Raw genomic sequence first — 23,669 nt, 5'->3', positions numbered from 1 at the left:
TATTTATCACTATGTTAAATCTGTTAGGTTATGCTTAGCGCTAATCCTAAGAAATAAAAGGCTTGGTTCGCCATGGAAACGTTGCAAGTTCACGGCTTTGTTGCCTTCACCCTCACGATTGTTTTGCTGTTTATCGGTAAAGTCGCCATCATGCGCTATCAGGTGCTGAGGGCTTACAGTATCCCTGAGCCGGTGATTGGTGGTTTTCTTTGTGCCATTGTGGTGGCGCTTATCTACGCGGTTGCAGACATACAAGTTAACTTTGAGCTTGATGTTCGTGACTGGCTATTACTGTACTTTTTTGCTGGTATTGGTCTCCGTTCCGACATCAAAACCTTACTGTCCGGCGGCAAACCATTGGCCATTCTGGTGCTACTTGCGGTGATTTACATCATTCTGCAAAACCTTATCGGTATTGGTGCTGCGACAGGCTTTGGCCTCGATCCGAAAACTGGCTTGATGGCAGGCTCTATCTCGCTGATCGGCGGTGTCGGTACCACCCTCGCTTGGGCACCAACTTTTGTTGAAGATTTGGGCATTACCAACGGTATGGAAATCGGTGTTGCCGCCAACACCATTGGTCTGATCAGCGCTTGTTGTTTAGGTGGCCCAATTGCCAGCTATCTAATCAAAAAACATAAACTGAAAACCGGCTCGCATGACGATCTCGATGTTGGTGTTGCCCACGATAAAACCCACACCAAAATTGAACACTACGCCATTTTATGGGCTTGGATGTGGCTCAACGTCGCACTTATCATGGGCCACTTTCTTGATTTATGGCTGACCGATATGGGGGCCCAGTTACCTAAGTTCGTTAGCTGTTTGATTGCCGGTATTTTCATTCGCAATGCCGTTGCGCCATTGTTCCCTAAATTGCGTTGGCCGGGACAGGAGCAAGGTCTGGCACTGATCTCCGATATTTGCTTAGGTATGTTTTTAACCATGGCATTAATGTCGCTGCAAATCTGGGAGCTGAAAGGGTCACTGCTATTCTTAGGCTCGGTGATGACATTGCAAATTTTGCTGTCCGTGGTCTTCACCATCTTTGTCGTGTTCAAAGTAATGGGCAAAGACTACGAAGCGACAGTGATCTGCTCCGGCTTTGGCGGCATTACTCTTGGCTCTACCGCCACCGCAATCGCCAATATGACCGCAGTCAGCCACCAGCACGGTGCTGCGCACCGGGCCTTTATTGTGGTGCCTTTGGTCTGCGGTTTCTTCGTCGATATTGTCAACGCCATCATCATCAGCTTCTTTGTGGGGCTTTGATTGGATTGCCAGCCAACTACGTCACGATGTTGGCTGGCGACTGAATAACGGATACTTGTCGTACTATGGCCCGAATCACTTTGCTTATTGATAGTCCACCTGAGCACTACAATGCCCATGTCAATGCCTTAGCCTATGCAAAGGCTGCTATTGCTAAAGGCCACGTGATCGAGCAAGTATTCTTTTTCCAACAAGCGGTGACCATTGCCGATGCCCATCTCGACTGGCCCGCCGATGAATGGTGTCCTCAGCATCATTGGCAGCAGTTTGCCTTACAACATCAAGTGCCACTTGATATCTGTAGCGCAGCAGCGCAGCGGCGCGGCTTAGGAGGCGCTGAGTCCCTTGAAGAAGCGGAACAAGTGCTGTTAGCCAAGCAATTCAAGATTGGTGGTTTGGGCATACTGGTCAAAGCCACTATTAACAGCGATCGCGTCGTGCAATTTTAGGAGCTGGCGATGATAGTGATCTGGTCAACGCAGCCGGCAATCGGCTCCATCAATGCCCGAGAAACTCTCGACGCGGCACTCGCCTTCGCCGCCTATGATCAGCAAGTGAGCCTGCTATTCAGTGGCCAAGGTGTGCGCCAGCTGGTACCGACTCCCAATGCTGCTGACGCTGGCGCCAAAAACCTTGGCAAATTGTTTAACGCGCTGCCGTTGTTCGATATCGACCAGGTTTATATTGCCGCTGATGAAGCAAAGGCAATGAACCTTAACCCACAGTCATTGATTGGCTCCCCAGAACTGATCAGCAATGATAGAATCCGCCAACTGCTCTTGGAGGCAACGCATGTCATCCGTATCTGATCGGCCAATCGCCCTGCTCTACGTGATCCGCGATGAGATCTCTGGCAACTGGTTAGATTTAGTGACTGAAGATGATGTCATCGTGCTAGTTGAAAATGGCGTTTATCGTCAACAGAGTCAACTGCCCCCGATCAGCCGAATTTATGCACTGACTAGTGACTGTTCGGCCCGTTCGGTCGAGCCTAGGGCGCAGATCATTGACCATGGCCAGTGGGTTGACCTAAGCCTACGATGCCAACACATTATTCGAATTTAGCCGCCGATAGAACTAGCATGAAAACTACGCCGCCAACTCTTCTTACACTCGACAATGGCACTGAGCTTGCGTTAGATAAACATGGTTACTTGGCCAATTTTGACCAATGGTCGCTAGACGTAGCCCATGCATTTGCCGAGTTAGAACAGATTGAGTTAACCGATGAGCACTGGGAAGTGGTGAGCTTCGTTCGACAGTTTTATCAAGAGTTCGATACCAGCCCAGCGATTCGTATGCTAATAAAAGCCTTGAGCAAGCAGTGGCCAGAGGAAAAAGCCAACAGCCGCTACTTGTATAAACTGTTTCGCAAAGGGCCGGCAAAACAGGCCACCCGTATCGCCGGTTTACCTAAGCCAGCGAAGTGTATCTGACACAATAACGCCGCCAATACTGGCGGCGTTATTCACTTGTGCCATTTAAATGGCTGCGATCATGGCGTTGAGCTTTTGCAATACTTTCGCTCGATTACCAATGGTCACAATGGTGCCCTTACGGATACCCTTGCGAGTTTTCTTCAGCGCGTCCTTCACTTCCTTGGTTTGAGCGGCATCCAAACCTGCAACTCTGCGATTGATGTCGGCAACGGCCTGAGCAACTGTAACTTTACAGGTCCGCACAAAGGTCCAAGCACCTTGATACGCCTTGCGAGTTGCTGCCCAGCGCAGGCCTTTGTAGATGCCGTAAACAATCGTACCCAACACAACTAAAGCAATCTGTGCCAATATCGCCGGCGGCGACCAACATAACCAAGCTGGCGGTGCGGCGAAAATGATTAGCCCCATCACACTCATGACCTGATGCTGCGTGAGATAAGTGCCTTGCATATCAAGCAGGTCGAAGTAGATGGTGGTTAACAGTAGATCCTGAGTGAACAACACATCAACTTTGTTGGTGTTAGCGCAGTAGTTATTCGCCTCCATGACAAAGTTGCCAACATCCTGATGCAAGATCGCAAACTGCTCTTCGGGTAACTCAAAACTACTAATCAGATCTAAAACGCTGTCCGCAGCAGCTTGAACATCCTCAGGAAAAGGGCGCTTTTCCATATAGCTTGGCAAACCGGGCGGTCGGTAGGGATCGTCTGCGTAGATCTGGAAAAATCGCTCAGCAAACTCGCCACTATCCATGGCTAAAACACCGACATCAGCGGCGGTGTACGGTCGGATATTCGCCAAGATGGTGTCACTCAGTTTAAAACCGAGCCGCAAGCTTATGTTGCTGCCAAGATTGCGCTTAATGGTTTGCATGGCAACAGCCATGCTGTTATCGGCATCGCAATAGTCTGCTTTCTTCAGTGCAGATTGGGCTTTATTGGCAAGGTAAATCAGCTCTTTGCTGAGCGGTTTCGGTAAGCAAGACTCATGTATCTGAGCCTCAAAAGCTTCGAGGGTTTTATTCAACTGCTTTGCATTTGGTCTGTCTTTCATGGTGACCTCCAAGGATCGGCAGGTTGACAGGGGCAAGGCGGCACCCTTGAGCTTAGTCGTTATCACCAGAGAAACCAGTAAACACGCCTACTTCAGTGCCGTTAATGGCAACCCGGTCATATTATTCTGCCGAGGCTGGAAGCCTATCTGGATGGCTTTGCGTTTAATTGCGTTCCTCTTGGACAATGCGAAGCATCGGAATTTCGTCGTAGAGATTGCATGAACGACGATCAAACCGACTGCGCAGCGGCTTGCAATTAGCAACATGATGTTTTTCATCACTAATCCTTTTGAACACAAAGAGAAGGTAATAACTCACTTTACCTTAATGCAAAAAGCAAAAGGGAGCCAAATGGCTCCCTCCGATGTTTTCGTTGGCTGTTATTTTTATTAGCCGATCTGGGTTTTGCCACCCATGTAAGGCTGCAACGCTTCAGGAATATCAACCTTGCCGTCAGCTGTCTGATAGTTCTCCAGAATAGCAACTAAAGTGCGGCCAACCGCTAACCCCGAACCATTTAAGGTATGGACTAGCTCAGGCTTTTTCGCGCCCGCAGGGCGATAGCGTGCTTGCATCCGACGGGCTTGGAAATCGCCAACATTTGAGCAAGAAGAAATCTCACGATAAGTGTTTTGCGATGGCACCCAAACTTCCAAATCATAGGTTTTATATGAACCAAAGCTCATATCACCGGTACACAATACAACCTTGCGATACGGCAGATTTAATAGCTGCAATACTTTTTCAGCGTGGCCGGTCAATTCTTCTAACGCTGCTTCAGATTGCTCTGGCGCCACAACCTGCACCAATTCCACTTTGTCGAACTGATGCTGACGGATAAGACCACGGGTGTCACGACCATATGAGCCTGCTTCAGAGCGGAAGCATGGGGTGTGAGCGGTCAGTTTAATAGGCAGCTCTGCAGCATCAATAATGGTGTCACGAACGGTATTGGTCAGCGGCACTTCGGCTGTTGGGATCAACGACATGCCAACGCCTTCTTCAGTGGCTGGCTGGGTATGAAACAAGTCCTCGGCAAACTTAGGCAATTGGCCGGTGCCATAGAGACTGTCGGCATTGACTAGATACGGCATGTAGCATTCGGTGTAACCGTGTTGCTCGGTGTGCAGATCCAGCATGAACTGGGCTAAAGCACGATGCAATTTAGCGATTTCACCACGCATCACAATAAAACGAGAACCACTGATTTTCACTGCGGTTTCAAAGTCCAAGCCATCTGCGCCAACATCGACATGATCCTGAACATCAAAATCAAACTCACGAGGCGTGCCCCAACGAGAAATTTCGACGTTGTCGTTTTCGTCTTTACCTTCAGGCACATCTTCCGCTGGAATATTTGGCAAACCGGCCATTAAATCGGTCAGCTCTTTTTGCAGTTCGTCCAACTCAGCCTTGGCGGCATCGAGCTGCTTGCCCATTTCGCCCACTTCAGCCAACAAAGGTTGAATGTCTTCACCGGCCGCTTTGGCCTTACCGATACTTTTGGAACGGACGTTACGCTCGTTTTGCAGGGTTTCTGTTTTGATTTGCAGATCTTTACGACGGGATTCGAGACCAAGGTAAGCGTCCTTGTCAAACTCAAACCCTTTGCGGGCGAGTTGGCGAACCACATTGTCCAAATCATTCCTGAGCAACTTTGCGTCTAACATCGTCAATTCCAAATTGGTGCTGCCATCTCAAGCCGAGCAGCAGCTGGTACAAACTAAAAAATGAGGGCTGATTTTACCCATACGCCTGCTTTGAGGCAAAGGGCAATTTAATGGATTGGCAACTCGATCAGCGCTTGTTGTCTGAGGCTTGGTCTTGTTGCCGCAAATAAGCCAGCTTATCGGCGATTTTTCGCTCTAAGCCACGATCGCTTGGCTGATAGAACTCAGCAGCAGACAAGGGGTCGGGTAAATAGCTTTCCCCTGCCGCATAAGCGCCAGGTTCATCATGGGCATAACGATACCCTTGGTTAAAGCCCATTTCTTTCATCAATTGAGTCGGCGCATTGCGTAAGTGGTTCGGCACCTCCAACGCACCGTGCTCACGCACTGCCGCACGGGCCGCTTTAAATGCGGTGTAAACCGCATTTGATTTAGGCGCCACCGCCAAATAGACAATCGCCTGAGCAATGGCCCGCTCTCCTTCTGCTGGCCCCACTCGGTGGTAACAATCCCATGCCGCGAGCGCAATCTGCATGGCTTTGGGATCGGCATTGCCAATATCTTCCGAAGCAATAGCAAGCAACCGACGCGCAGCGAGGAGCGGGTCCATGCCACTTTCAAGCATGCAGGCAAACCAATACAAGGCGCCATCGGCAGACGATCCGCGAATCGACTTGTGAAACGCCGACAGCAAATCGTAGTAGCGGTCACCTTGTTTGTCGGCAGCCACGGCTTGCTCGCCGGCTGCTTCTTGAATCGCCGCTAAATCAATTACAACTTGGTCTTCGCCGCTTACAGATGCCAAATCGCAAGCAATTTCTAGGGTGTTTAGCAGGCGGCGGGCATCGCCTGATGCGGCCCGCAACAAGGCAGTTTTAGCATCATCGGTGATGCTGTCGGCCGACAAATTAAGGCCAGTTTCAGAACTCAGCGCCCGATTCAGCAACTGCGTTAAATCATCACTATCGAGTGATTTCAACAGGTACACTCTCGCCCGCGACAACAAGGCGTTATTGAGCTCAAAAGAAGGGTTTTCTGTGGTCGCACCAACAAACGTCACGGTGCCATCTTCAATAAACGGCAACAACGCATCCTGCTGAGACTTGTTAAAACGATGCACTTCATCGATAAACAACAAAGTGCGCGATGATTTACTTTGGGCTGAGGCGATCGCTGCGCGGATCTCTTTAACGCCGGCGGTTACCGCAGAAATTCGCTCAACATGGGCATCAGTGTAGCGAGCGATCAACTCCGCCAGCGTGGTTTTGCCCGTACCCGGCGGCCCCCACAAAATCATCGAATGGCACTGGCCCTGCTCCAATGCTCGACGTAGCGCTTTGCCCTCACCCAAAATATGCGTCTGGCCGACATAATCGGCAAGCGCAGTGGGCCGCATGCGTGCGGCCAATGGCTGATGACTGGGGCTAGAAAATAAATCCTGCATGGTATTGAGCAGCGTGAACGGCCGTGTGAGCCGTTAACCAGCGGAGCGCTGATCATCGACTTCCACACCCTCTGGAATATCAAAATGAAATAACGTCAGCTCTGCCGGCGCCTGGGCAGAAAACTGCTGCAACACAAACCGAGTCTGTTTACCGGCATTGTCTTGCATCAGAATACTGTCGATTGCCACGCCATTAAGATTAACTTGCAACCAAGCCACCGAGCCCGCCGTCACTGGCACAATGCGATAGCCGGTTTCATTTTGGCTAATATCATAGTCCTGCCAAATGGCCGGATCATCACTCGTCAATAGCATGAAGGGCGACTGGCCAATCGCAGCTTGCAAGTCGTAAATGCTCACCTGCTCAAGAAATGGGCTGTACAGCCACAGCGCATCATTGTTGGCGATCAGCAGTTCTTCGTCGGGCGTTTCAACTTGCCAGCGCAACATGCCTGGCCGTTTAATCGCTAAGTTACCGGTCGACTGTTGCAGCACTTGCTGTTGCTCGTCGTACACGGTTTGCTCAAATTTGGCGGTAAAGCCTGTCATCGAGGCTAAGTACTGCTGTAATGATTGCGCATCTGCTTGATTGGCTTGAGCAGCACTCATCATGCCGCACATGCTAAGCGCAGCCAATCGGATCCATTTTGTCATAGGTCTTTTACCGGTGGTGGAGCCAGTACGTCACGGTTACCGTTATGGCCCGGCGGCGACACAATACCGTCTGCTTCCATCTGTTCAATAATACGAGCAGCGCGGTTGTAACCAATTTTTAGTTTACGCTGCACACTGGAAATCGATCCGCGGCGGCTTTCACAAACGAAAGCAACGGCCTCATCATAAAGCGGATCATAATCTTCTTCGTTACCCGCTTTTTCACCCGGGATCACGACATCGTCGGCAATCTCACCGGCGAGAATTTCGGAAATGTAATTTGGCTTGCCACGCTTTTTCCAATCATCAACCACGGCATGCACTTCATGATCGTCAACAAATGCACCGTGAACTCGAGTTGGCGTTGGCGAGCCTGGCGGCAAGTACAACATGTCGCCCATCCCCAGCAAGGTTTCAGCGCCCTGCTCATCGAGAATGGTTCGAGAATCAACGCGAGAAGACACCTGAAACGCCATCCGAGTTGGAATATTGGCTTTAATCAAACCGGTGATGACATCAACACTTGGGCGCTGAGTTGCCAGCACCAAGTGGATGCCGGCAGCACGGGCTTTTTGCGCGATACGAGCAATTAGCTCTTCGACTTTCTTACCGACAATCATCATCATGTCGGCAAATTCATCGACGATGACCACAATGCGTGGCAACGGTTCGAGTTCCGGCGGTTCGCTCGCAAACTGCTCGGTTTCTTTGAATAGCGGATCAAACAACGGTTGGCCAGATGCTTTGGCTTCGCGCACTTTGGCGTTAAAGCCATCGAGATTACGCACGCCAACGGCCGACATTAACTTGTAGCGCCGCTCCATTTCGCCAACACACCAACGCAAGGCATTGGCCGCTTCTTTCATGTCGGTGACCACTTCCGCCAACAAGTGCGGAATGCCCTCGTACACTGACAGCTCCAGCATTTTGGGGTCAATCATGATAAAGCGAACATCTTCCGGCGAGCTCTTATAGAGCAAGCTGACGATCATCACGTTGACGCCGACCGACTTACCAGATCCGGTGGTACCAGCCACCAAAAGATGCGGCATCCGAGCAAGGTCAACCACCACCGGCTGACCGGAAATATCGGCACCGAGCACCATGGCTAACGGTGATTTTGACTCTTCAAATTTCTTCGCGGTGATGACTTCACTTAACCGTACCACCTCGCGTTTCTTATTCGGGATCTCAATACCGACATAGGTTTTGCCGGGGATCACTTCCACAACACGGACACTGACTGCCGATAGGCTTCGGGCCAAATCTTTTGACAAACTGGTCAGTTTGGCAACTTTGATACCTGGCGCTAAATCCAATTCAAAGCGAGTTACTACAGGGCCGGGATAAACCGCCACCACTTTCGCTTCGATGTTGAAATCAAGCAGCTTGACTTCAACCAGTCGAGCAACGGCATCGAGTTCTTCTTGAGTAATTGGGTTCTTGTTTTTGTCTGGTTTTTCCAACAATTCGAGGGTCGGCATCGGTGCAACCGGCGGCTCATCGACCAGATCCGATTTGAGATAAACCGTGCCATCTTCAATCAGGTAGTCTTTATCATCATCGAGCTCGGCGGATGCTTTCTTGCTATTCGCTTTATTGGCGTTTGTTGTTTGAGGTTCCGCATCAAGCTCAAATGGTGGCTCGTCATCATCGATCTGGCCATCCAACGAGGGTTCGATGCGCTCAGGCTGGCTTGGCTCTGACTTATCATTGCCAATCAAGTCTTTCAATAATTGGCTCATTGGCGCCGCTTTTTCAGGCTCTTGCTCTGGCTGCGATTCTGCAACCTGTGGCGATTCTGCGACCTCGTTGTGCTGAGGGGCTTCTACGCTGGCAGTTGCCGCTTCCGGCTCAGCGGTTTGTTGCTGCCGTTGAGCCCACCATGCGGGTAAATCGGTCAACCCAGTCAACAACCAAAACACGCCTTGGCCAATTTTTTCGGCCAGCCAAATCAACGACACCCCTGTGAGCAGGTTCATTCCCAATACAATCAACGCCATTAGCAGCAATTGACTGCCGCCGACGCCGACAATAGGCAGTAAGCCTTGAGCAATGAGATCGCCGACTAGGCCACCCGAGCTGTAGTAGTAGAGGTCATCGAAGTTAATGCTGGAAATGCCGGTCAGGCCCAGCATCAAGCTTAAGCCGCCGATCAAACGCAAACTGAGCGACAAGTAATCCAGTTGAGAGAGAACGTATCTGTGGTTAAACAAGGCCCAGCCAAGCAAGGCCGTGAGTAATGGCGCTATATAGCCAACCCAACCAAACACGAATAACAGAAAATCGGCAATCCACGCGCCTGCGGGACCGGCCGCATTATGAATAGCGCCATGAAAGCTGGTTTGCGACCAACCCGGATCGCCGGGATGAAAGGTCATCAGGGCGATGAGAATAAATAACGCAGCGACCGAGAAGATAATTAGGCCGGCTTCAAATAACCGTTGTAAACCCGACATTTGGGGCCGCGCAACAGGTTCGGTTACAGGTTCGCTCAAAGTACAATCAGTCCGTGTAAAAAAACTGGCTACACCATAACAAAATCAACGTCCATGACCAACGCCTGTAACCTGCTTTGCGGCGTGCGCGCATTGATTTTTACTTTATCAGCAAGCGCGTTTTAGCCTGCACTTCTTCCATCACCACGTAGGTACGGGTGTCACTGACATTGGGCAGTTTCAACAAGGTTGAGCTGAGCATGGCGCGGTACGCCGACATATCTGCGACTCGAGTCTTCAACAAATAGTCGAAATTGCCGGAGACCAGGTAGCACTCAAGAATTTCATCTAATTGCACCACAGCGGTATTAAATCGCTCAAAGACGTCGGGAGCCGCTCGATCAAGGGTCACCTCAATAAACACCAGCAAACTACCACCCACCTTCGATGGGTCTATATTTGCTTGGTAGCCGAGGATCACGCCCTGCTGTTCAAGTCGCCTTACCCGCTCCAAACAAGGCGTTGGCGACAAGCCGATTCGGCGCGCGAGTTCAACGTTGGAAATACGGCCATTGAATTGCAGCTCCTGGACGATTCGCTTATCAATACGATCAAGAGGTTTATTTGGCATAAAAAAGAATTAACACTAAGTGACACTATTAATTTTGCATTTTAGCAGAGTAATTCACTTTAAATATGCAGTATTTCAGTGACTAATTCGTTAAATCTACTTTTATACTTTGTTACGTTCCATACCGTCATCCTTATGAGAGATTAAAGCAATGTTGATTGGCGTACCGAAAGAGATTAAGAACCATGAATATCGGGTTGGCATGGTGCCAGCAAGTGTTCGTGAATTGACCCAGCGTGGTCACCAAGTGATGGTGCAAACCCAAGCTGGTGAAGGCATTGGCTTTAGCGACGATGACTATCGCGCCGCCGGTGCTGATATTGCCAATGATGCCGAAAGCATCTTCGCTCGTGCCGAAATGATTGTGAAGGTCAAAGAGCCACAAGCCGTTGAACGTGCCATGCTGCGCCCTGATCAAATCTTGTTTACATACCTCCACTTGGCGCCAGATCCAGAGCAAACCAAAGATTTGGTTGCCTCAAAAGCTATTTGTATTGCTTACGAAACCGTGACGGATGCTAACGGCGGATTGCCATTGCTGGCACCGATGTCAGAAGTGGCCGGCCGGATGTCAATTCAAGCTGGTGCCCAAGCCCTTGAGCGCAGCCACCATGGTCGCGGCATGCTGCTTGGCGGCGTCCCTGGCGTAGAACCGGCAAAAGTCGTGGTGATCGGTGGTGGCATGGTTGGCGTCAATGCGGCGCAAATGGCTGTTGGTATGGGCGCCAATGTAGTGGTACTGGATCGCAGCATCCCTGTACTTCGCAAGCTCGACGCGCAATTTGGTCACACCATCAGCACGGTTTTTTCAACGACCGAAGCCATTGAGCAACACGTTTTAGATGCTGATTTGGTGATCGGTGGCGTATTGATCCCTGGCGCAGCGGCCCCCAAACTAGTGACCGCTGAGCACATCCGAGCGATGAAAAAAGGCGCAGCAATTGTTGATGTAGCAATCGATCAAGGCGGCTGTGTGGAAACCTCAACGCCAACCACGCACGACAAACCAACCTATGTGGTTGACGATGTCGTACACTATTGTGTCGCGAACATGCCAGGCGCAGTGCCGCGCACCAGCACCTTTGCCCTTAACAACGCAACGTTGCCTTATATTGTGGCACTAGCTGACAAAGGTTATGCAAAAGCGCTGAAACAGGACACTCACTTGCGTAATGGCCTCAACGTATTCCGCGGTCAGATCACCTGTGAAGAAGTTGCCGAAGCCCTCAACTATGACTACGTCAGTGCTGAATCGGTATTGGCATAATCGCTTGAATAACCAAAAGCTCTAACGTCATAACAAATTAAAGGGCCACTTGGCCCTTTAATTTTGCCTATTTAGACCTACATCGTATTTACCAGCAATTATTCTTACACGTACAATCGGCCACTTTGATTTTAATTACAGATGGCTTGGGAGTCCTTTTATGAGTGAAGCCAAACACTGCAAATTGTTGATTTTAGGTTCAGGTCCTGCCGGCTACACGGCTGCAGTTTACGCTGCACGCGCCAATCTAAACCCAGTTTTAGTGACCGGTATTCAGCAAGGTGGTCAGTTAACCACCACCACGGAAGTAGAAAACTGGCCTGGCGATCCAGAAGGATTGACCGGCCCAGGATTAATGGAACGGATGCTCAAGCATGCTGAGCGCTTCGACACTGAAATTATTTTTGACCACATTAATAAGGTCGACTTCAGCAAACGTCCATTTACCCTGACTGGCGACTCAGGCTCTTTTACCTGTGATGCTTTGATCATTGCGACCGGCGCATCAGCTCAATACTTAGGTCTCGAATCAGAAACCGCATTCCAAGGTAAAGGCGTTTCTGCCTGTGCAACCTGTGATGGTTTCTTCTACCGCAACCAAAAAGTAGCGGTTGTCGGTGGTGGTAACACAGCCGTTGAAGAAGCCCTTTATTTGGCCAACATCGCCTCAGAAGTTCATTTGATTCACCGCCGCGACAGTTTCCGCGCCGAGAAGATTTTGGTGAAGCGTCTGATGGACAAAGTTGAAGAAGGCAAAATCATTCTTCATACCGACCGCACATTAGACGAAGTACTGGGCGACGACATGGGCGTCACCGGAGTTCGCGTCGCCGATACCAAATCAGACGCAAAAGAAGAGTTTGACGTGGCCGGTGTATTCATTGCGATTGGCCACAAGCCCAACACCCAAATTTTTGAAGGTCAGTTGGAAATGGCCAACGGTTACCTGAAAGTACAATCTGGCACTGAAGGCAACGCCACTCAAACCAGTGTTGAAGGCGTTTATGCCGCCGGTGATGTGATGGACCATATCTATCGTCAGGCGATCACCTCGGCCGGCACCGGTTGTATGGCGGCGCTTGATGCCGAGCGTTTTCTTGATGCCCAAGGCAAGTCGTAACAACATTGCTCAGCACCGCTGAACATGCTCTATCAACTCTCTGACGATCCGGAACAGTTTCCGGATCCGTCTCAGGCGTTAGATGAGCCCAACGGCTTACTGGCGTTTGGCGGCGACCTCAGCCCCGAACGCCTGATTGCCGCCTACCGCCGCGGAATTTTCCCTTGGTTTAGTGACGATGACCCGATCATGTGGTGGTCGCCAACGCCCCGTTGTATTGTTTTACCGCAGAGCTACCAGCCGGGCCGCACATTGCGCAAGTTGTGGCGCAATCATGATTTTTCCATTCGCTTTAATAGCGCCTTTGAACAAGTGATTTGGGCATGCTCAGAGCCCACCGAGCAACGCCCTGATACTTGGATCACCGATGACATGATGCACGCCTATATTCAGCTGCATCATCAAGGAGTGGCGCATTCCGTCGAAGTGTGGCGCAACAATCTGCTGGTTGGCGGCCTGTACGGCTTAAAGCTCAATGGCGTGTTTTGTGGCGAGTCGATGTTTCATCGTCAATCTGGGGCATCCAAAGTCGCTTTTCTAGCCCTCATTGAATCCATGAAAAGTGCCGGTATGAGCTTGCTAGATTGCCAGCTTGAAAACCCACATTTAATGAATTTGGGCGCACAATTAGTTGATCGCACTGATTTCATCTTGCATTTAAACCAAGCTCTATTGCTACAATGCAACCAGTTCCCATCAGCTTGATTCGACATGAGTTCCGATCCTTGGCAACACGATCAACGCGCCCGCTTAGCATTAAGCCAGCCTTCTGGCTGTAGCTACATTGCTGGCAACACCGAGCAATTGTTGTTTGTACTCGATCAGCGAGTGATGAACGAATATGGCTATGACTATTTATTGGCTCATGGCTTCCGCCGCAGCGGCATGGATGTTTACCGTCCCCATTGCCCCAGTTGCAATGCCTGCCAATCCCTGCGGATCCCCGTTGCAGATTTTCAACCAAGCAAAAGTCAAAAGCGGATCATTGCTAAATCTAAAAGCTACCAATGGTTAGTGACTGATGAGGTCAGCGATGCCCACTTTGAACTCTACTGTCGCTATATCGAGCAGCGGCACAGAAGCGGCTCGATGTATCCTCCCGATCGGCAACAATTAACCCAATTTGGCCGTTGTGATTGGTTATCGGTATTGCATCTGGAATGCTGGTATCAGGATCAACTGATTGCCGTCGCGATTACCGATGAGACGCCAAACGCATTGTCGGCACTCTACACATATTTCGATCCGCAATTAGCTCATCGTTCACTCGGTAGCGCCTGTATTTTGCAACAAATCGAATTAGCCAAAGCCATTGGCAAAAAGTACCTCTATCTCGGTTACCAAATTGATGCCTGCCAAGCGATGAATTACAAAACAAAATTCCAACCAAATGAAAAATTCATCGATGGCAACTGGTGTATGAGTAAAAAATCAGCAACCTAACCTTTACAGTCATAGGGATTTCGGGCACAATTCCGCGCGCTTAAATAGGTCCATACACTCATGGCAGTTGAACGAGAATCCTGAATGGCTAAAGAAGACAGCATTGAAATGGAAGGCACGGTTCTGGAAACCCTGCCGAATACTATGTTCCGGGTGGAACTAGAAAATGGTCACGTGGTTATTGCCCACATTAGTGGCAAAATGCGTAAAAACTACATCCGCATTCTGACCGGCGACAAAGTAACCGTAGCACTAACTCCATATGACTTGAGCAAAGGTCGTATCGTATTCCGTGCTCGTTAATTTGCGTTTAAAAGTTTCCAACAAAAAGGCCCGCTTTCGCGGGCCTTTTTGTTGCTGCAACAGATCATCAAGACTAAGTCGCACAATCAGCGGTTTCTTTGCCGTAGTCAAACACCAGTTTACCTCGCTTGAGGGTAACTGTGACTGTGCCACCATTGGCTAAACAACCAAATAGCAACTCGTTGGCAAGTGGACGTTTCAGCGATTCTTGGATCACCCGAGACATTGGGCGTGCACCCATCGCTTTGTCGTACCCTTTCTCTGCCAGATGTTTGCGAGCCTTGGTATCAACGTCGAGTGACACCCCCTTAGCATCGAGCTGAGCTTGCAGTTCAACGATGAATTTATCAACAACCTGCTGAATCACTTCTTCGTTCAAGTGGTTGAACCAAATGATGTTATCGAGGCGATTACGAAACTCTGGGGTAAATACCCGGTTGATTTCACCCATCGCATCGGTGGTGTTGTCCTGCTCTTGGAAACCAATGGATTTCTTGACCGTTTCTTGAACACCGGCATTGGTGGTCATCACCAAGATCACGTTACGGAAATCGGCTTTGCGGCCATTGTTATCGGTTAAAGTGCCGTGATCCATCACTTGCAACAACAGGTTGTAGACATCGGAGTGCGCTTTTTCAATCTCATCCAACAACACGACGCTATGGGGATGATTGAGCACCGCATCGGTTAGCAGGCCACCTTGATCGAAGCCGACATAACCCGGAGGCGCACCAATCAATCGGCTCACCGCGTGCCTTTCCATGTACTCAGACATATCAAAGCGAATCAACTCAACCCCCATCAGCTTAGCAAGCTGCTGAGTGACTTCGGTTTTACCGACGCCCGTTGGCCCCGCAAACAAGAAGCTGCCGACAGGTTTTTGTTCCTGACCGAGTCCTGAGCGTTGCAATAAAATTGCATCCGACAACACTTCAATGGCGCGGTCCTGACCAAACACCACCATTTTCAGGTTGCGGCCAAGATTCTTAAGTACATCTTTGTCGGTCGATGACACCGACTTCGCTGGGATCCGAGCCATTTTGGCAATAATGGATTCAATTTCATTCACGCCGACCGTTTTCTTGCGGCGACTAACCGGCACCAAACGAGTGTGAGCGCCAGCCTCGTCAATCACGTCAATGGCTTTGTCCGGCAGGTGCCTGTCGTTAATGTACTTCGCCGACAACTCGGCGGCAGCGCTAATCGCAGGTTTGGTATAACGAACACCATGGTGCTCTTCATAACGCGCTTTCAAACCAAGCAGAATTTTAGTGGTGTCTTCAACACTTGGCTCTGGCACATCGATTTTCTTAAAGCGGCGCGCCAAGGCGCGATCTTTCTCAAAGATGCCGCGATATTCCTGATATGTGGTTGCACCGATACAGCGCAACTGGCCACTTGTTAGTAAAGGTTTGATCAGATTTGACGCATCCATCATGCCGCCTGATGCTGCACCGGCACCAATAATGGTATGGATTTCATCAATGAACATGATCGCGTGGGGCTTTTCTTGCAGCTCTTTGAGCAATGACTTAAAGCGTTTTTCAAAATCGCCGCGGTACTTGGTGCCCGCTAACAACGCGCCTAAATCGAGCGAATAGATGACGCTGTCGGAGATAATATCCGGCACTTCTCCTTGCACAATCCGGTAAGCTAAACCCTCGGCAATGGCCGTTTTACCAACTCCAGCTTCGCCAACTAACAGCGGGTTGTTTTTGCGGCGACGACAAAGCACTTGAATCGCGCGCTCTAGCTCGTCTTCCCGACCAATTAATGGGTCGATGCCATCTTCGGCAGCAAGCACGTTTAGATTGGTAGCAAAATTCGCCAGAACCGAATCGCTTGCTGGCGCCGACTCGGTGCTTTCAACATCACTGTCGAGGCGGTCTTGATTCGACGCAGAAGATTCGCTTCCAGAATTCTCAACCTTACGGATGCCGTGTGAAATAAAGTTCACCACGTCCAGTCGCGATACCGACTCACGCTTGAGAAAGTACACCGCTTGGCTCTCTTGCTCGCTAAACATGGCCACCAACACATTGGCGCCAGTCACTTCACTGCGACCCGACGATTGCACATGGAACACCGCCCGCTGCAGCACGCGCTGGAAGCCCAAGGTCGGCTGAGTTTCGCGTTCCTGATCTTCGGTCGGTATCAGAGGGGTTGTTTGTTCGATAAATTCGGTGAGGGAAACTTTCAAGCGGTCAATGTCAGCGCCACACGCTTCCAAGGCTCCGACCGCCGCAGAATTCTGGAGAAGTGCCAATAACAAATGCTCCACTGTCATAAACTCATGACGCTTGTTACGGGCTTCTCGGAATGCATCATTCAACGAGACTTCTAACTCTTTATTTAACATAGGCACGCCCCTTACTAATCATTCCACCTACTAAGGTGTACTTCATGGTAATGCGGTTGGGATCAATGCAATTATTGCGCCTTCTCCATCGAGCAAAGTAACGGATGCTCATTTTCACGCGAATACTGATTGACTTGGACAACCTTGGTTTCAGCGACATCTCGGGTATATACACCACAAATTCCGCGTCCCTCGTTGTGGACTTCCAGCATGATCTGAGTCGCTCGCTCAGGTGAATGAGCAAAAAACCGTTGCAGCACATCGATAACAAAATCCATCGGAGTATAATCATCGTTGTTCAGCAAAACCTGATACAGTTTTGGCTCTCTTACTTGTAATTCAGGCTTCGACTCAACCACATCTTCATGGGCCAAATCTGTGTTTCTTTCACTCATATTCAATAGTAGCTCAAACCGATATACGAAAATTCGCGCGATAACGCACATTCTACTAACCGCACAAATTACCAACTTTGTATTAACGTTTTCTTGACTCGTACGAACTTTGTACTAGAGTGGCAAAAGGTACAAATTTTGTTCAATCAACGTCTGTCACACATTGATTTTGGCAGAACAAAGTTCAGTCGTAAATGGAAGGATGTAGAAGTATGGCTACCGGAAAAGTCAAATGGTTCAATAACGCCAAAGGGTTCGGTTTCATTTGTCCAGATGGCGGTGGCGAGGACGTGTTTGCGCACTACTCGACTATTGAAATGGATGGTTATCGCACGTTAAAAGCGGGACAGGAAGTACAATTTGAGCTGCATGAAGGCCCCAAGGGCAATCACGCGCTTAAAATCTCGCAGGTTAGCGACGAGAAATAACGTACCTCGAACAATATTTTATGAAGCAGGCTTCGGCCTGCTTTTTCTGTTTTAGCGCCAATAAGAAACGCTAACCAGTTGTAATTATTCGATTTTCTAACTGTGAGTTAGACATTGGTCAAAAGCCTTTCGCCTCACCGTCTCAACATTATCGTAACTTGTTGTTATTCAAGAATATAAATGGACCCAAACGGTCTATTTCAACGACTATTCTATTGGCATACTTACTGCTATAATGTCCGCCGTTTTTTTGATCGACTTAACACTCTGACGTGCATCTGCATCTCCCAGAATGCGAATCACACAGCTGCTGGTGACGAAAAATATTTAATTAAAAGGGAAACTAAATGTCTGAGCCAACCTCAAGAATTATCTATACCAAAACTGATGAAGCCCCTGCCCTAGCAACTTATTCATTACTTCCTATCGTTGAAGCATTTGCCAAAGCCGCCGATGTTGGCGTTGAAACTCGGGACATCTCTCTGGCTGGCCGTATTATTGCCAACTTCCCTGAAAACCTGACCGAAGAGCAACGCATCTCAGACGCACTGGCTGAACTCGGTGAACTGGCAAAAACGCCAGAAGCCAATATCATCAAACTTCCGAATATCAGCGCATCAATTCCACAGCTCAACGCCGCTATCAAAGAGCTGCAAGCGCACGGTTACGACATTCCAAACTTCCCTGAAGAGCCGCAAAACGAAGCGGAAGCAGAGATCAAAGCACGCTACGCCAAAGTGCTTGGTAGTGCAGTAAACCCGGTTTTGCGTGAGGGCAACTCCGACCGCCGCGTTGCTGCACCAGTTAAAGCGTATGCGCAGAAAAACCCTCATTCGATGGGCGCTTGGTCTGCAGATTCAAAATCTCACGTTGCTCACATGAGCGAAGGCGACTTCTACGGTAGCGAGCAATCGGTCATCGTGGAACAAGCGGATGACGTCAAAATCGAATTTGTTGCCGCATCGGGCGACACCCAAGTATTAAAAGCTTCTACGCCGCTGCAGGCTGGCGAAGTCATTGACTCCGCAGTGATGAACGTTGCCAAGTTGCGCGAATTCTTTGAAGTACAAACGCAACAAGCCAAAGAGCAAGGCGTGCTGCTGTCATTGCACTTGAAAGCCACCATGATGAAAGTTTCTGACCCAATCATGTTCGGCCACGCCGTCACCGTTTACTACAAAGAAGTATTCGACAAGCACGCCGCATTGTTTGAAGAGCTGGGCGTAGACCCAAGCAATGGCGTGGGCGATGTCTATGCCAAGATTGCCAGCCTACCAGCAGCCCAACGCGAAGCTATCGAAGCAGATCTTCAAGCGGTCTACGAAACTCGCCCGGCGATGGCCATGGTGGATTCGGACCGTGGCATCACTAACCTGCACGTTCCAAGCGACGTGATTATTGATGCGTCAATGCCAGCAGCGATTCGTTCATCTGGTCAAATGTGGGGCCCTGATGGTCAGTTGGCTGACACCAAGTTCATGATCCCAGATCGCAACTATGCCGGTGTTTACCAACAAACGATTGAGTTCTGTAAAGCCAATGGTGCTTTCGATGTTACCACCATGGGTAACGTCGCGAACGTTGGTCTGATGGCACAAAAAGCTGAAGAGTACGGCTCTCACGATAAGACCTTTAAAGCGCCTGGCGCAGGCTCGATTCGCGTCGTCAACCAAGCTGGCGAAACACTGATGGAACACGTCGTTGCCGAAGGCGACATCTTCCGCATGTGTCAAACCAAAGACTTGCCGATTAAAGACTGGGTGAAGTTAGGCGTTAACCGTGCCAAAGCAACGGGTAATCCAGCGGTATTCTGGCTTGATGAAAATCGCGCTCACGATGCCAACCTGATCAAAAAGGTTAACGCTTACTTGCCTGAGCACGACACCACTGGTTTGGAAATTAAGATCCTAGCACCAGTTGATGCCACCGCTTATACCCTAGAGCGGGTTAAAGCTGGCCAAGATACCATTTCAGTGACGGGTAACGTATTGCGCGATTACCTGACTGATTTGTTCCCAATTTTAGAACTGGGCACCAGCGCTAAGATGCTCTCTATCGTGCCGCTGCTCGCTGGTGGCGGTCTGTTTGAAACTGGTGCAGGTGGTTCTGCACCGAAGCACGTTCAGCAATTCGAAAAAGAAAACCACTTACGTTGGGACTCTTTGGGTGAATTCCTTGCTCTGGCGGTATCACTGGAAGACTTGGCTGGCAAGACTGGCAACACCAAAGCAAAAGTACTGGCCGATGCACTGAACGTTGCCAACGGCTTGTTCCTCGATAACAACAAGTCACCATCTCGTCGTGTTAACGAGCTAGACAACCGTGGCAGCCACTTCTACTTGGCAATGTACTGGGCACAAGCGCTGGCAGCACAAACTGACGATGCCGAATTACAAGCCAAGTTTGCACCGCTGGCCAAAGCACTCACCGAAAATGAGCAAGTGATTGTCAGTGAGCTAAACGAAGTTCAAGGTCAGGCCATGGATATTGGCGGCTACTACCAGCCAGATGATGCCAAAGGCGCAGCCGCAATGCGTCCAAGTGCAACCTTCAACAACGCGTTGGCGGCACTTTAAGCTAAATCGGCAATAACTCACTCTGAGTAAAGGCAACGCTTCGGCGTTGCCTTTTTGTTTGTTAAGATTGCAGCGTTTACTCATCAACTTTTTAGCAATCAATGACGCGTTCTGGCCTCGCCAACAAAGCAAACTCAAGCAAAAACAGAAAACCTCGAAATGGCAATCCGTCTCGCCGCGGCCACTCGCAGCGCTCAACAAAGCCAAACAAAAGCACCAACCGCAAAGCGGCAACATCATCAGCGCCGAAACAACCAACACAAGTTATTCTGTTCAATAAGCCCTTTGATGTACTGTGCCAATTTACTGATCAAGCGGGTCGTAAAACTCTGGCTGACTATGTTGATGTTGCCAATGTTTACGCTGCCGGACGCCTCGATCGCGACAGCGAGGGCCTGTTGGTGCTGACCAATAGCGGTAAACTCAATGCACAGCTGACCCAGCCAGGTAAGAAAACACGTAAGACCTATTGGGTGCAGGTTGAAGGTGATCCCAGTGAACTGGATTTGCAATTACTGCGAGATGGCATTGAATTAAAAGATGGCCCGACCTTGCCTGCTGAAGTCAAACGCATTGATGAGCCGGACATCTGGCCTCGCAACCCACCCATTCGGGTGCGCCAATCCATTCCCGATAGCTGGCTTGAGATCAGCATTATTGAGGGACGCAATCGTCAAGTTAGACGAATGACCGCGGCAATCGGCTTTCCAACATTGCGTTTGATCCGCTACCGAGTTGGCCGCTGGACGCTTGATGGCATTGCCAATGGCCAATGGCGCCGCGCTGAAACACCGGCAAGTTGATAATGGGCAGGTCAATCCAATGACCAGTCACACAAGGACAACCAATGACAGAACGCTACCGCCCGAATACGACCGTCGCATGGGTCATTGAATCGCCTCAGGGCTTTTTATTTGTCGAAGAGAATATCCGCGGCAACATGCAGTTTAATCAACCGGCCGGCCACATCGAAGCCGGCGAAACCCTCATTGAAGCGGCCAAACGCGAACTGCATGAAGAAACGAGCCTGCAACTTGAACCAGAGGGCTTAGTTGGCATTTATCAATTCCCCAACCAGCGCGGCAACGTGATTTATTTACGCTTCTGTTTCTATGCCAAAATCGCCGATGCGCCGCAGCTTACGCCCATCGATCCGGCCATTCACGCCTGTCATTGGCTCAGCCGAGATGACATAGCGAAGCGCTCGCTTCGCAGCCAGTTTGTGCTGACCTGCACCGATGATTATCTGGCAGGCAAACGCTTTTCGTTGGACTTGCTGCACTGCCAGCTGCCCTGATCCGAGCTCTGCCAATTTCGGTGCTTACTGTCTGACCAGAATCATGTTAGAATCGCGCGCCCAAAATTAGTGTGAGGACTGTTCTTTACCATGACTGATGTTGCCATCAATGATTGCTCTGAAAAACGCGTGATTGTCGGAATGTCCGGCGGCGTGGATTCGTCTGTATCAGCTTATCTACTGAAACAGCAAGGCTATCAGGTTGAAGGCTTGTTCATGAAGAACTGGGAAGAAGACGATACCGATGAATACTGCTCAGCGGCTGAAGATTTGGCAGATGCCCAAGCCGTTTGTGACAAGTTGGATATTGAGCTTCACACCATTAACTTTGCGGCCGAATATTGGGATCGGGTATTTGAGTATTTCTTGGCTGAATACAAGGCCGGCCGCACGCCAAATCCTGACATCATGTGCAACAAGGAAATCAAGTTTAAAGCATTTCTTGATTTCGCTTGTGAAGATCTAGGTGCCGACTACATCGCCACGGGGCATTACGTCCGCCGCCGTCAAATCGATGGCCGTTGGCAAATGCTGCGCGGCTTGGATAACAACAAAGATCAGAGTTACTTCCTCTACACCTTGGGTGAAGAGCACGTTGCCCGCACGCTATTTCCTGTCGGCGAATTGGAAAAACCAGAAGTACGCCGTATCGCTGAAGAGCAAGACCTCATCACTGCCAAGAAAAAAGATTCAACTGGCATCTGCTTCATTGGCGAGCGCAAGTTCACCGACTTCCTGAAGCGCTACTTGCCGGCTCAACCTGGCAATATCGTTAGCGTCGATGGCGAAGCCATGGGCCAACATCAGGGCTTGATGTACCACACCTTGGGGCAGCGCAAAGGCCTTGGCATTGGTGGCCGCAAAGATGCCTCTACCGATCCTTGGTATGTGGTCGATAAAAATATTGAAACTAACGAATTGATTGTTGCCCAAGGCGCTGAACACCCGCGCATGTTCTCCAATGGATTGATTGCTGAACAACAGCATTGGGTGAGCCGTGAGCCATTATCAGGCCCGACTCGCTGCACGGTGAAAACTCGTTATCGCCAACAGGATCTTCCGGCTACCGCCACGCCCATCGAAGATGGCAAAGTCGAAGTGGTATTTGATGAGCCACAAACCGCTGTGACGCCAGGCCAATCCGTGGTGTTCTATCAACAGGAAGTATGCCTCGGAGGCGCGATCATCGATCAGCTAATCCGCAGCCCAGAACAATCAGGAGCAGTTGCTGAATGACCGATATGAGTATTTATGGCGAGCGAATGATTGCCCTTTCGGCCGTTTGTCAAAGCGCCTATGTTGTCAGCCAAATCGCTCGCAACGGCAATGCGGATCAAGACTTACTGGAAATTTCCCTGAACAGTATTTTGCTGACCGAGCCAGACAACACCGCCGATGTGTTCGGCGGTATCGGCAATGTCCGTACCGGTGCTCGTCATCTGCTATCGCACATTGAACCAAAGTCGCAGCCGCGCAATATGGACGTGTTTCGCTACAGCGTGGCCCTGCTGGCGTTAGAACGCCGCTTACGCAAAGCCGATGGCGCCTTTGCCGCATTAGCCGAACGCATTGAACACAGTAAGCGTCAGTTAGCTCACTCGGAGCTGCTTGATGATCAAATGATCGCAGGCTTGGCCTCAATCTACAGTGATATCGTCAGCCCTGTCGGCCAACGAATTCAGGTCGCCGGCGCACCAGCCAACCTGAAACCCACAGCCAATCAAAATAAAATTCGAGCCACATTGTTAGCCGGCGTTCGCGCTGCAGTATTGTGGCGTCAGCTTGGTGGTAATCGACTGCAATTTCTGCTCGGGCGGAAAAAGATGATCGCCGCTACCAAATCCATTATTTCGTTTTAATCGTTAATCGAGGCATCGGA

General features: G+C 50.0%; 24 protein-coding genes. 16 read left to right on the top strand and 8 right to left on the bottom strand.

Going from position 1 to position 23,669, the window contains the following annotated elements; genetic code table 11:
* Nucleotides 1-72 precede the first annotated feature (72 nt).
* The 5 genes from gltS (at nt 73) to IC617_RS03840 (ending at nt 2,708) form a co-directional block, all read left to right on the top strand.
* Complete coding sequence (gene gltS, locus IC617_RS03860) at nt 73-1,272, top strand: sodium/glutamate symporter (RefSeq protein ID WP_191143650.1); 1,200 nt, start codon at nt 73-75, stop codon at nt 1,270-1,272.
* A 65-nt stretch (nt 1,273-1,337) separates the two neighbouring features.
* Nucleotides 1,338-1,721, top strand: a complete 384-nt coding sequence (tusD, locus tag IC617_RS03855; protein WP_191143649.1) for a sulfurtransferase complex subunit TusD — start codon at nt 1,338-1,340, stop codon at nt 1,719-1,721.
* A 9-nt stretch (nt 1,722-1,730) separates the two neighbouring features.
* Complete coding sequence (locus tag IC617_RS03850) at nt 1,731-2,081, top strand: DsrE family protein (RefSeq protein WP_191143648.1); 351 nt, start codon at nt 1,731-1,733, stop codon at nt 2,079-2,081.
* Nucleotides 2,065-2,337 (top strand): DsrH/TusB family sulfur metabolism protein, encoded by a 273-nt coding sequence (locus IC617_RS03845; protein ID WP_191143647.1) that lies wholly within the window; start codon nt 2,065-2,067, stop codon nt 2,335-2,337. Before IC617_RS03850 ends, IC617_RS03845 begins: the two co-directional genes overlap by 17 nt.
* Before the next feature lie 17 nt (nt 2,338-2,354).
* Nucleotides 2,355-2,708: a TusE/DsrC/DsvC family sulfur relay protein gene (locus IC617_RS03840; protein WP_191143646.1), complete on the top strand. Its 354-nt coding sequence runs from the start codon at nt 2,355-2,357 to the stop codon at nt 2,706-2,708.
* A gap of 45 nt (nt 2,709-2,753) precedes the next feature.
* Here the strand turns inward: IC617_RS03840 and IC617_RS03835 are convergent, their stop codons facing one another.
* The 6 genes from IC617_RS03835 to lrp all read right to left on the bottom strand — a co-directional run bounded on the left by IC617_RS03835 (nt 2,754) and on the right by lrp (nt 10,602).
* The gene (locus IC617_RS03835; RefSeq protein WP_191143645.1) at nt 2,754-3,764 is read right to left on the bottom strand and encodes a hypothetical protein; all 1,011 of its coding nucleotides are present in this window, start codon (nt 3,762-3,764) and stop codon (nt 2,754-2,756) included.
* A 390-nt stretch (nt 3,765-4,154) separates the two neighbouring features.
* Entirely contained in the window at nt 4,155-5,435 is a 1,281-nt protein-coding gene (gene serS, locus IC617_RS03830; protein ID WP_191143644.1) for a serine--tRNA ligase, read from the bottom strand.
* Between the two features lie 127 nt (nt 5,436-5,562).
* Entirely contained in the window at nt 5,563-6,879 is a 1,317-nt protein-coding gene (locus IC617_RS03825) for a replication-associated recombination protein A (protein ID WP_191143643.1), read from the bottom strand.
* Between the two features lie 33 nt (nt 6,880-6,912).
* Nucleotides 6,913-7,533: an outer membrane lipoprotein periplasmic chaperone LolA gene (gene lolA / locus IC617_RS03820; RefSeq protein ID WP_191143642.1), complete on the bottom strand. Its 621-nt coding sequence runs from the start codon at nt 7,531-7,533 to the stop codon at nt 6,913-6,915.
* Nucleotides 7,530-9,992, bottom strand: a complete 2,463-nt coding sequence (locus IC617_RS03815; protein WP_191143680.1) for a DNA translocase FtsK — start codon at nt 9,990-9,992, stop codon at nt 7,530-7,532. Before IC617_RS03815 ends, lolA begins: the two co-directional genes overlap by 4 nt.
* Before the next feature lie 139 nt (nt 9,993-10,131).
* On the bottom strand, nt 10,132-10,602 hold the full coding sequence (lrp, locus tag IC617_RS03810; protein WP_191143641.1) for a leucine-responsive transcriptional regulator Lrp: 471 nt from the start codon (nt 10,600-10,602) through the stop codon (nt 10,132-10,134).
* A gap of 151 nt (nt 10,603-10,753) precedes the next feature.
* Here lrp and ald point away from each other — a divergent pair, with 151 nt between their 5' ends.
* The 5 genes from ald (at nt 10,754) to infA (ending at nt 14,735) form a co-directional block, all read left to right on the top strand.
* Nucleotides 10,754-11,869, top strand: coding sequence for an alanine dehydrogenase (ald, locus tag IC617_RS03805; protein ID WP_191143640.1), 1,116 nt, complete (start codon nt 10,754-10,756; stop codon nt 11,867-11,869).
* Between the two features lie 160 nt (nt 11,870-12,029).
* Nucleotides 12,030-12,989, top strand: a complete 960-nt coding sequence (trxB, locus tag IC617_RS03800) for a thioredoxin-disulfide reductase (protein WP_191143639.1) — start codon at nt 12,030-12,032, stop codon at nt 12,987-12,989.
* A gap of 24 nt (nt 12,990-13,013) precedes the next feature.
* Nucleotides 13,014-13,694 carry a leucyl/phenylalanyl-tRNA--protein transferase gene (aat, locus tag IC617_RS03795; protein WP_191143638.1) on the top strand — a complete coding sequence of 227 codons (681 nt, stop codon included), beginning with the start codon at nt 13,014-13,016 and terminating at the stop codon, nt 13,692-13,694.
* Between the two features lie 6 nt (nt 13,695-13,700).
* Nucleotides 13,701-14,432: an arginyltransferase gene (locus IC617_RS03790; RefSeq protein WP_191143637.1), complete on the top strand. Its 732-nt coding sequence runs from the start codon at nt 13,701-13,703 to the stop codon at nt 14,430-14,432.
* Nucleotides 14,433-14,516: 84 nt separating this feature from the next.
* Nucleotides 14,517-14,735 (top strand): translation initiation factor IF-1, encoded by a 219-nt coding sequence (gene infA, locus IC617_RS03785; RefSeq protein ID WP_087506518.1) that lies wholly within the window; start codon nt 14,517-14,519, stop codon nt 14,733-14,735.
* A 73-nt stretch (nt 14,736-14,808) separates the two neighbouring features.
* On the opposite strand, the gene clpA is transcribed toward infA, so the two are convergent.
* A complete protein-coding gene (gene clpA / locus IC617_RS03780; protein WP_191143636.1) occupies nt 14,809-17,094 on the bottom strand; it encodes an ATP-dependent Clp protease ATP-binding subunit ClpA in 2,286 nt (761 codons plus the stop codon).
* 71 nt (nt 17,095-17,165) lie between these two features.
* A complete protein-coding gene (gene clpS / locus IC617_RS03775; protein ID WP_087506579.1) occupies nt 17,166-17,489 on the bottom strand; it encodes an ATP-dependent Clp protease adapter ClpS in 324 nt (107 codons plus the stop codon).
* 212 nt (nt 17,490-17,701) lie between these two features.
* Here clpS and cspD point away from each other — a divergent pair, with 212 nt between their 5' ends.
* The 6 genes from cspD (at nt 17,702) to hflD (ending at nt 23,649) form a co-directional block, all read left to right on the top strand.
* Nucleotides 17,702-17,917: a cold shock domain-containing protein CspD gene (cspD, locus tag IC617_RS03770; RefSeq protein WP_087506580.1), complete on the top strand. Its 216-nt coding sequence runs from the start codon at nt 17,702-17,704 to the stop codon at nt 17,915-17,917.
* 347 nt (nt 17,918-18,264) lie between these two features.
* Entirely contained in the window at nt 18,265-20,493 is a 2,229-nt protein-coding gene (locus IC617_RS03765; protein WP_191143635.1) for an NADP-dependent isocitrate dehydrogenase, read from the top strand.
* A gap of 101 nt (nt 20,494-20,594) precedes the next feature.
* Entirely contained in the window at nt 20,595-21,296 is a 702-nt protein-coding gene (rluE, locus tag IC617_RS03760) for a 23S rRNA pseudouridine(2457) synthase RluE (RefSeq protein ID WP_191143634.1), read from the top strand.
* Nucleotides 21,297-21,340: 44 nt separating this feature from the next.
* Entirely contained in the window at nt 21,341-21,790 is a 450-nt protein-coding gene (locus IC617_RS03755; RefSeq protein WP_191143633.1) for an NUDIX hydrolase, read from the top strand.
* Between the two features lie 90 nt (nt 21,791-21,880).
* A complete protein-coding gene (gene mnmA, locus IC617_RS03750; RefSeq protein ID WP_224745750.1) occupies nt 21,881-23,026 on the top strand; it encodes a tRNA 2-thiouridine(34) synthase MnmA in 1,146 nt (381 codons plus the stop codon).
* Nucleotides 23,023-23,649 (top strand): high frequency lysogenization protein HflD, encoded by a 627-nt coding sequence (gene hflD / locus IC617_RS03745; protein ID WP_224745749.1) that lies wholly within the window; start codon nt 23,023-23,025, stop codon nt 23,647-23,649. Before mnmA ends, hflD begins: the two co-directional genes overlap by 4 nt.
* Nucleotides 23,650-23,669: the final 20 nt, after the last annotated feature.

Origin of the sequence: Neiella litorisoli (assembly GCF_014773395.1) — a bacterium.
GTDB classification, from domain to species: domain Bacteria; phylum Pseudomonadota; class Gammaproteobacteria; order Enterobacterales; family Neiellaceae; genus Neiella; species Neiella litorisoli.
The sequence above is the reverse complement of the archived record's forward strand: the minus strand, read 5'-3'. Positions and strand labels throughout refer to the sequence as shown.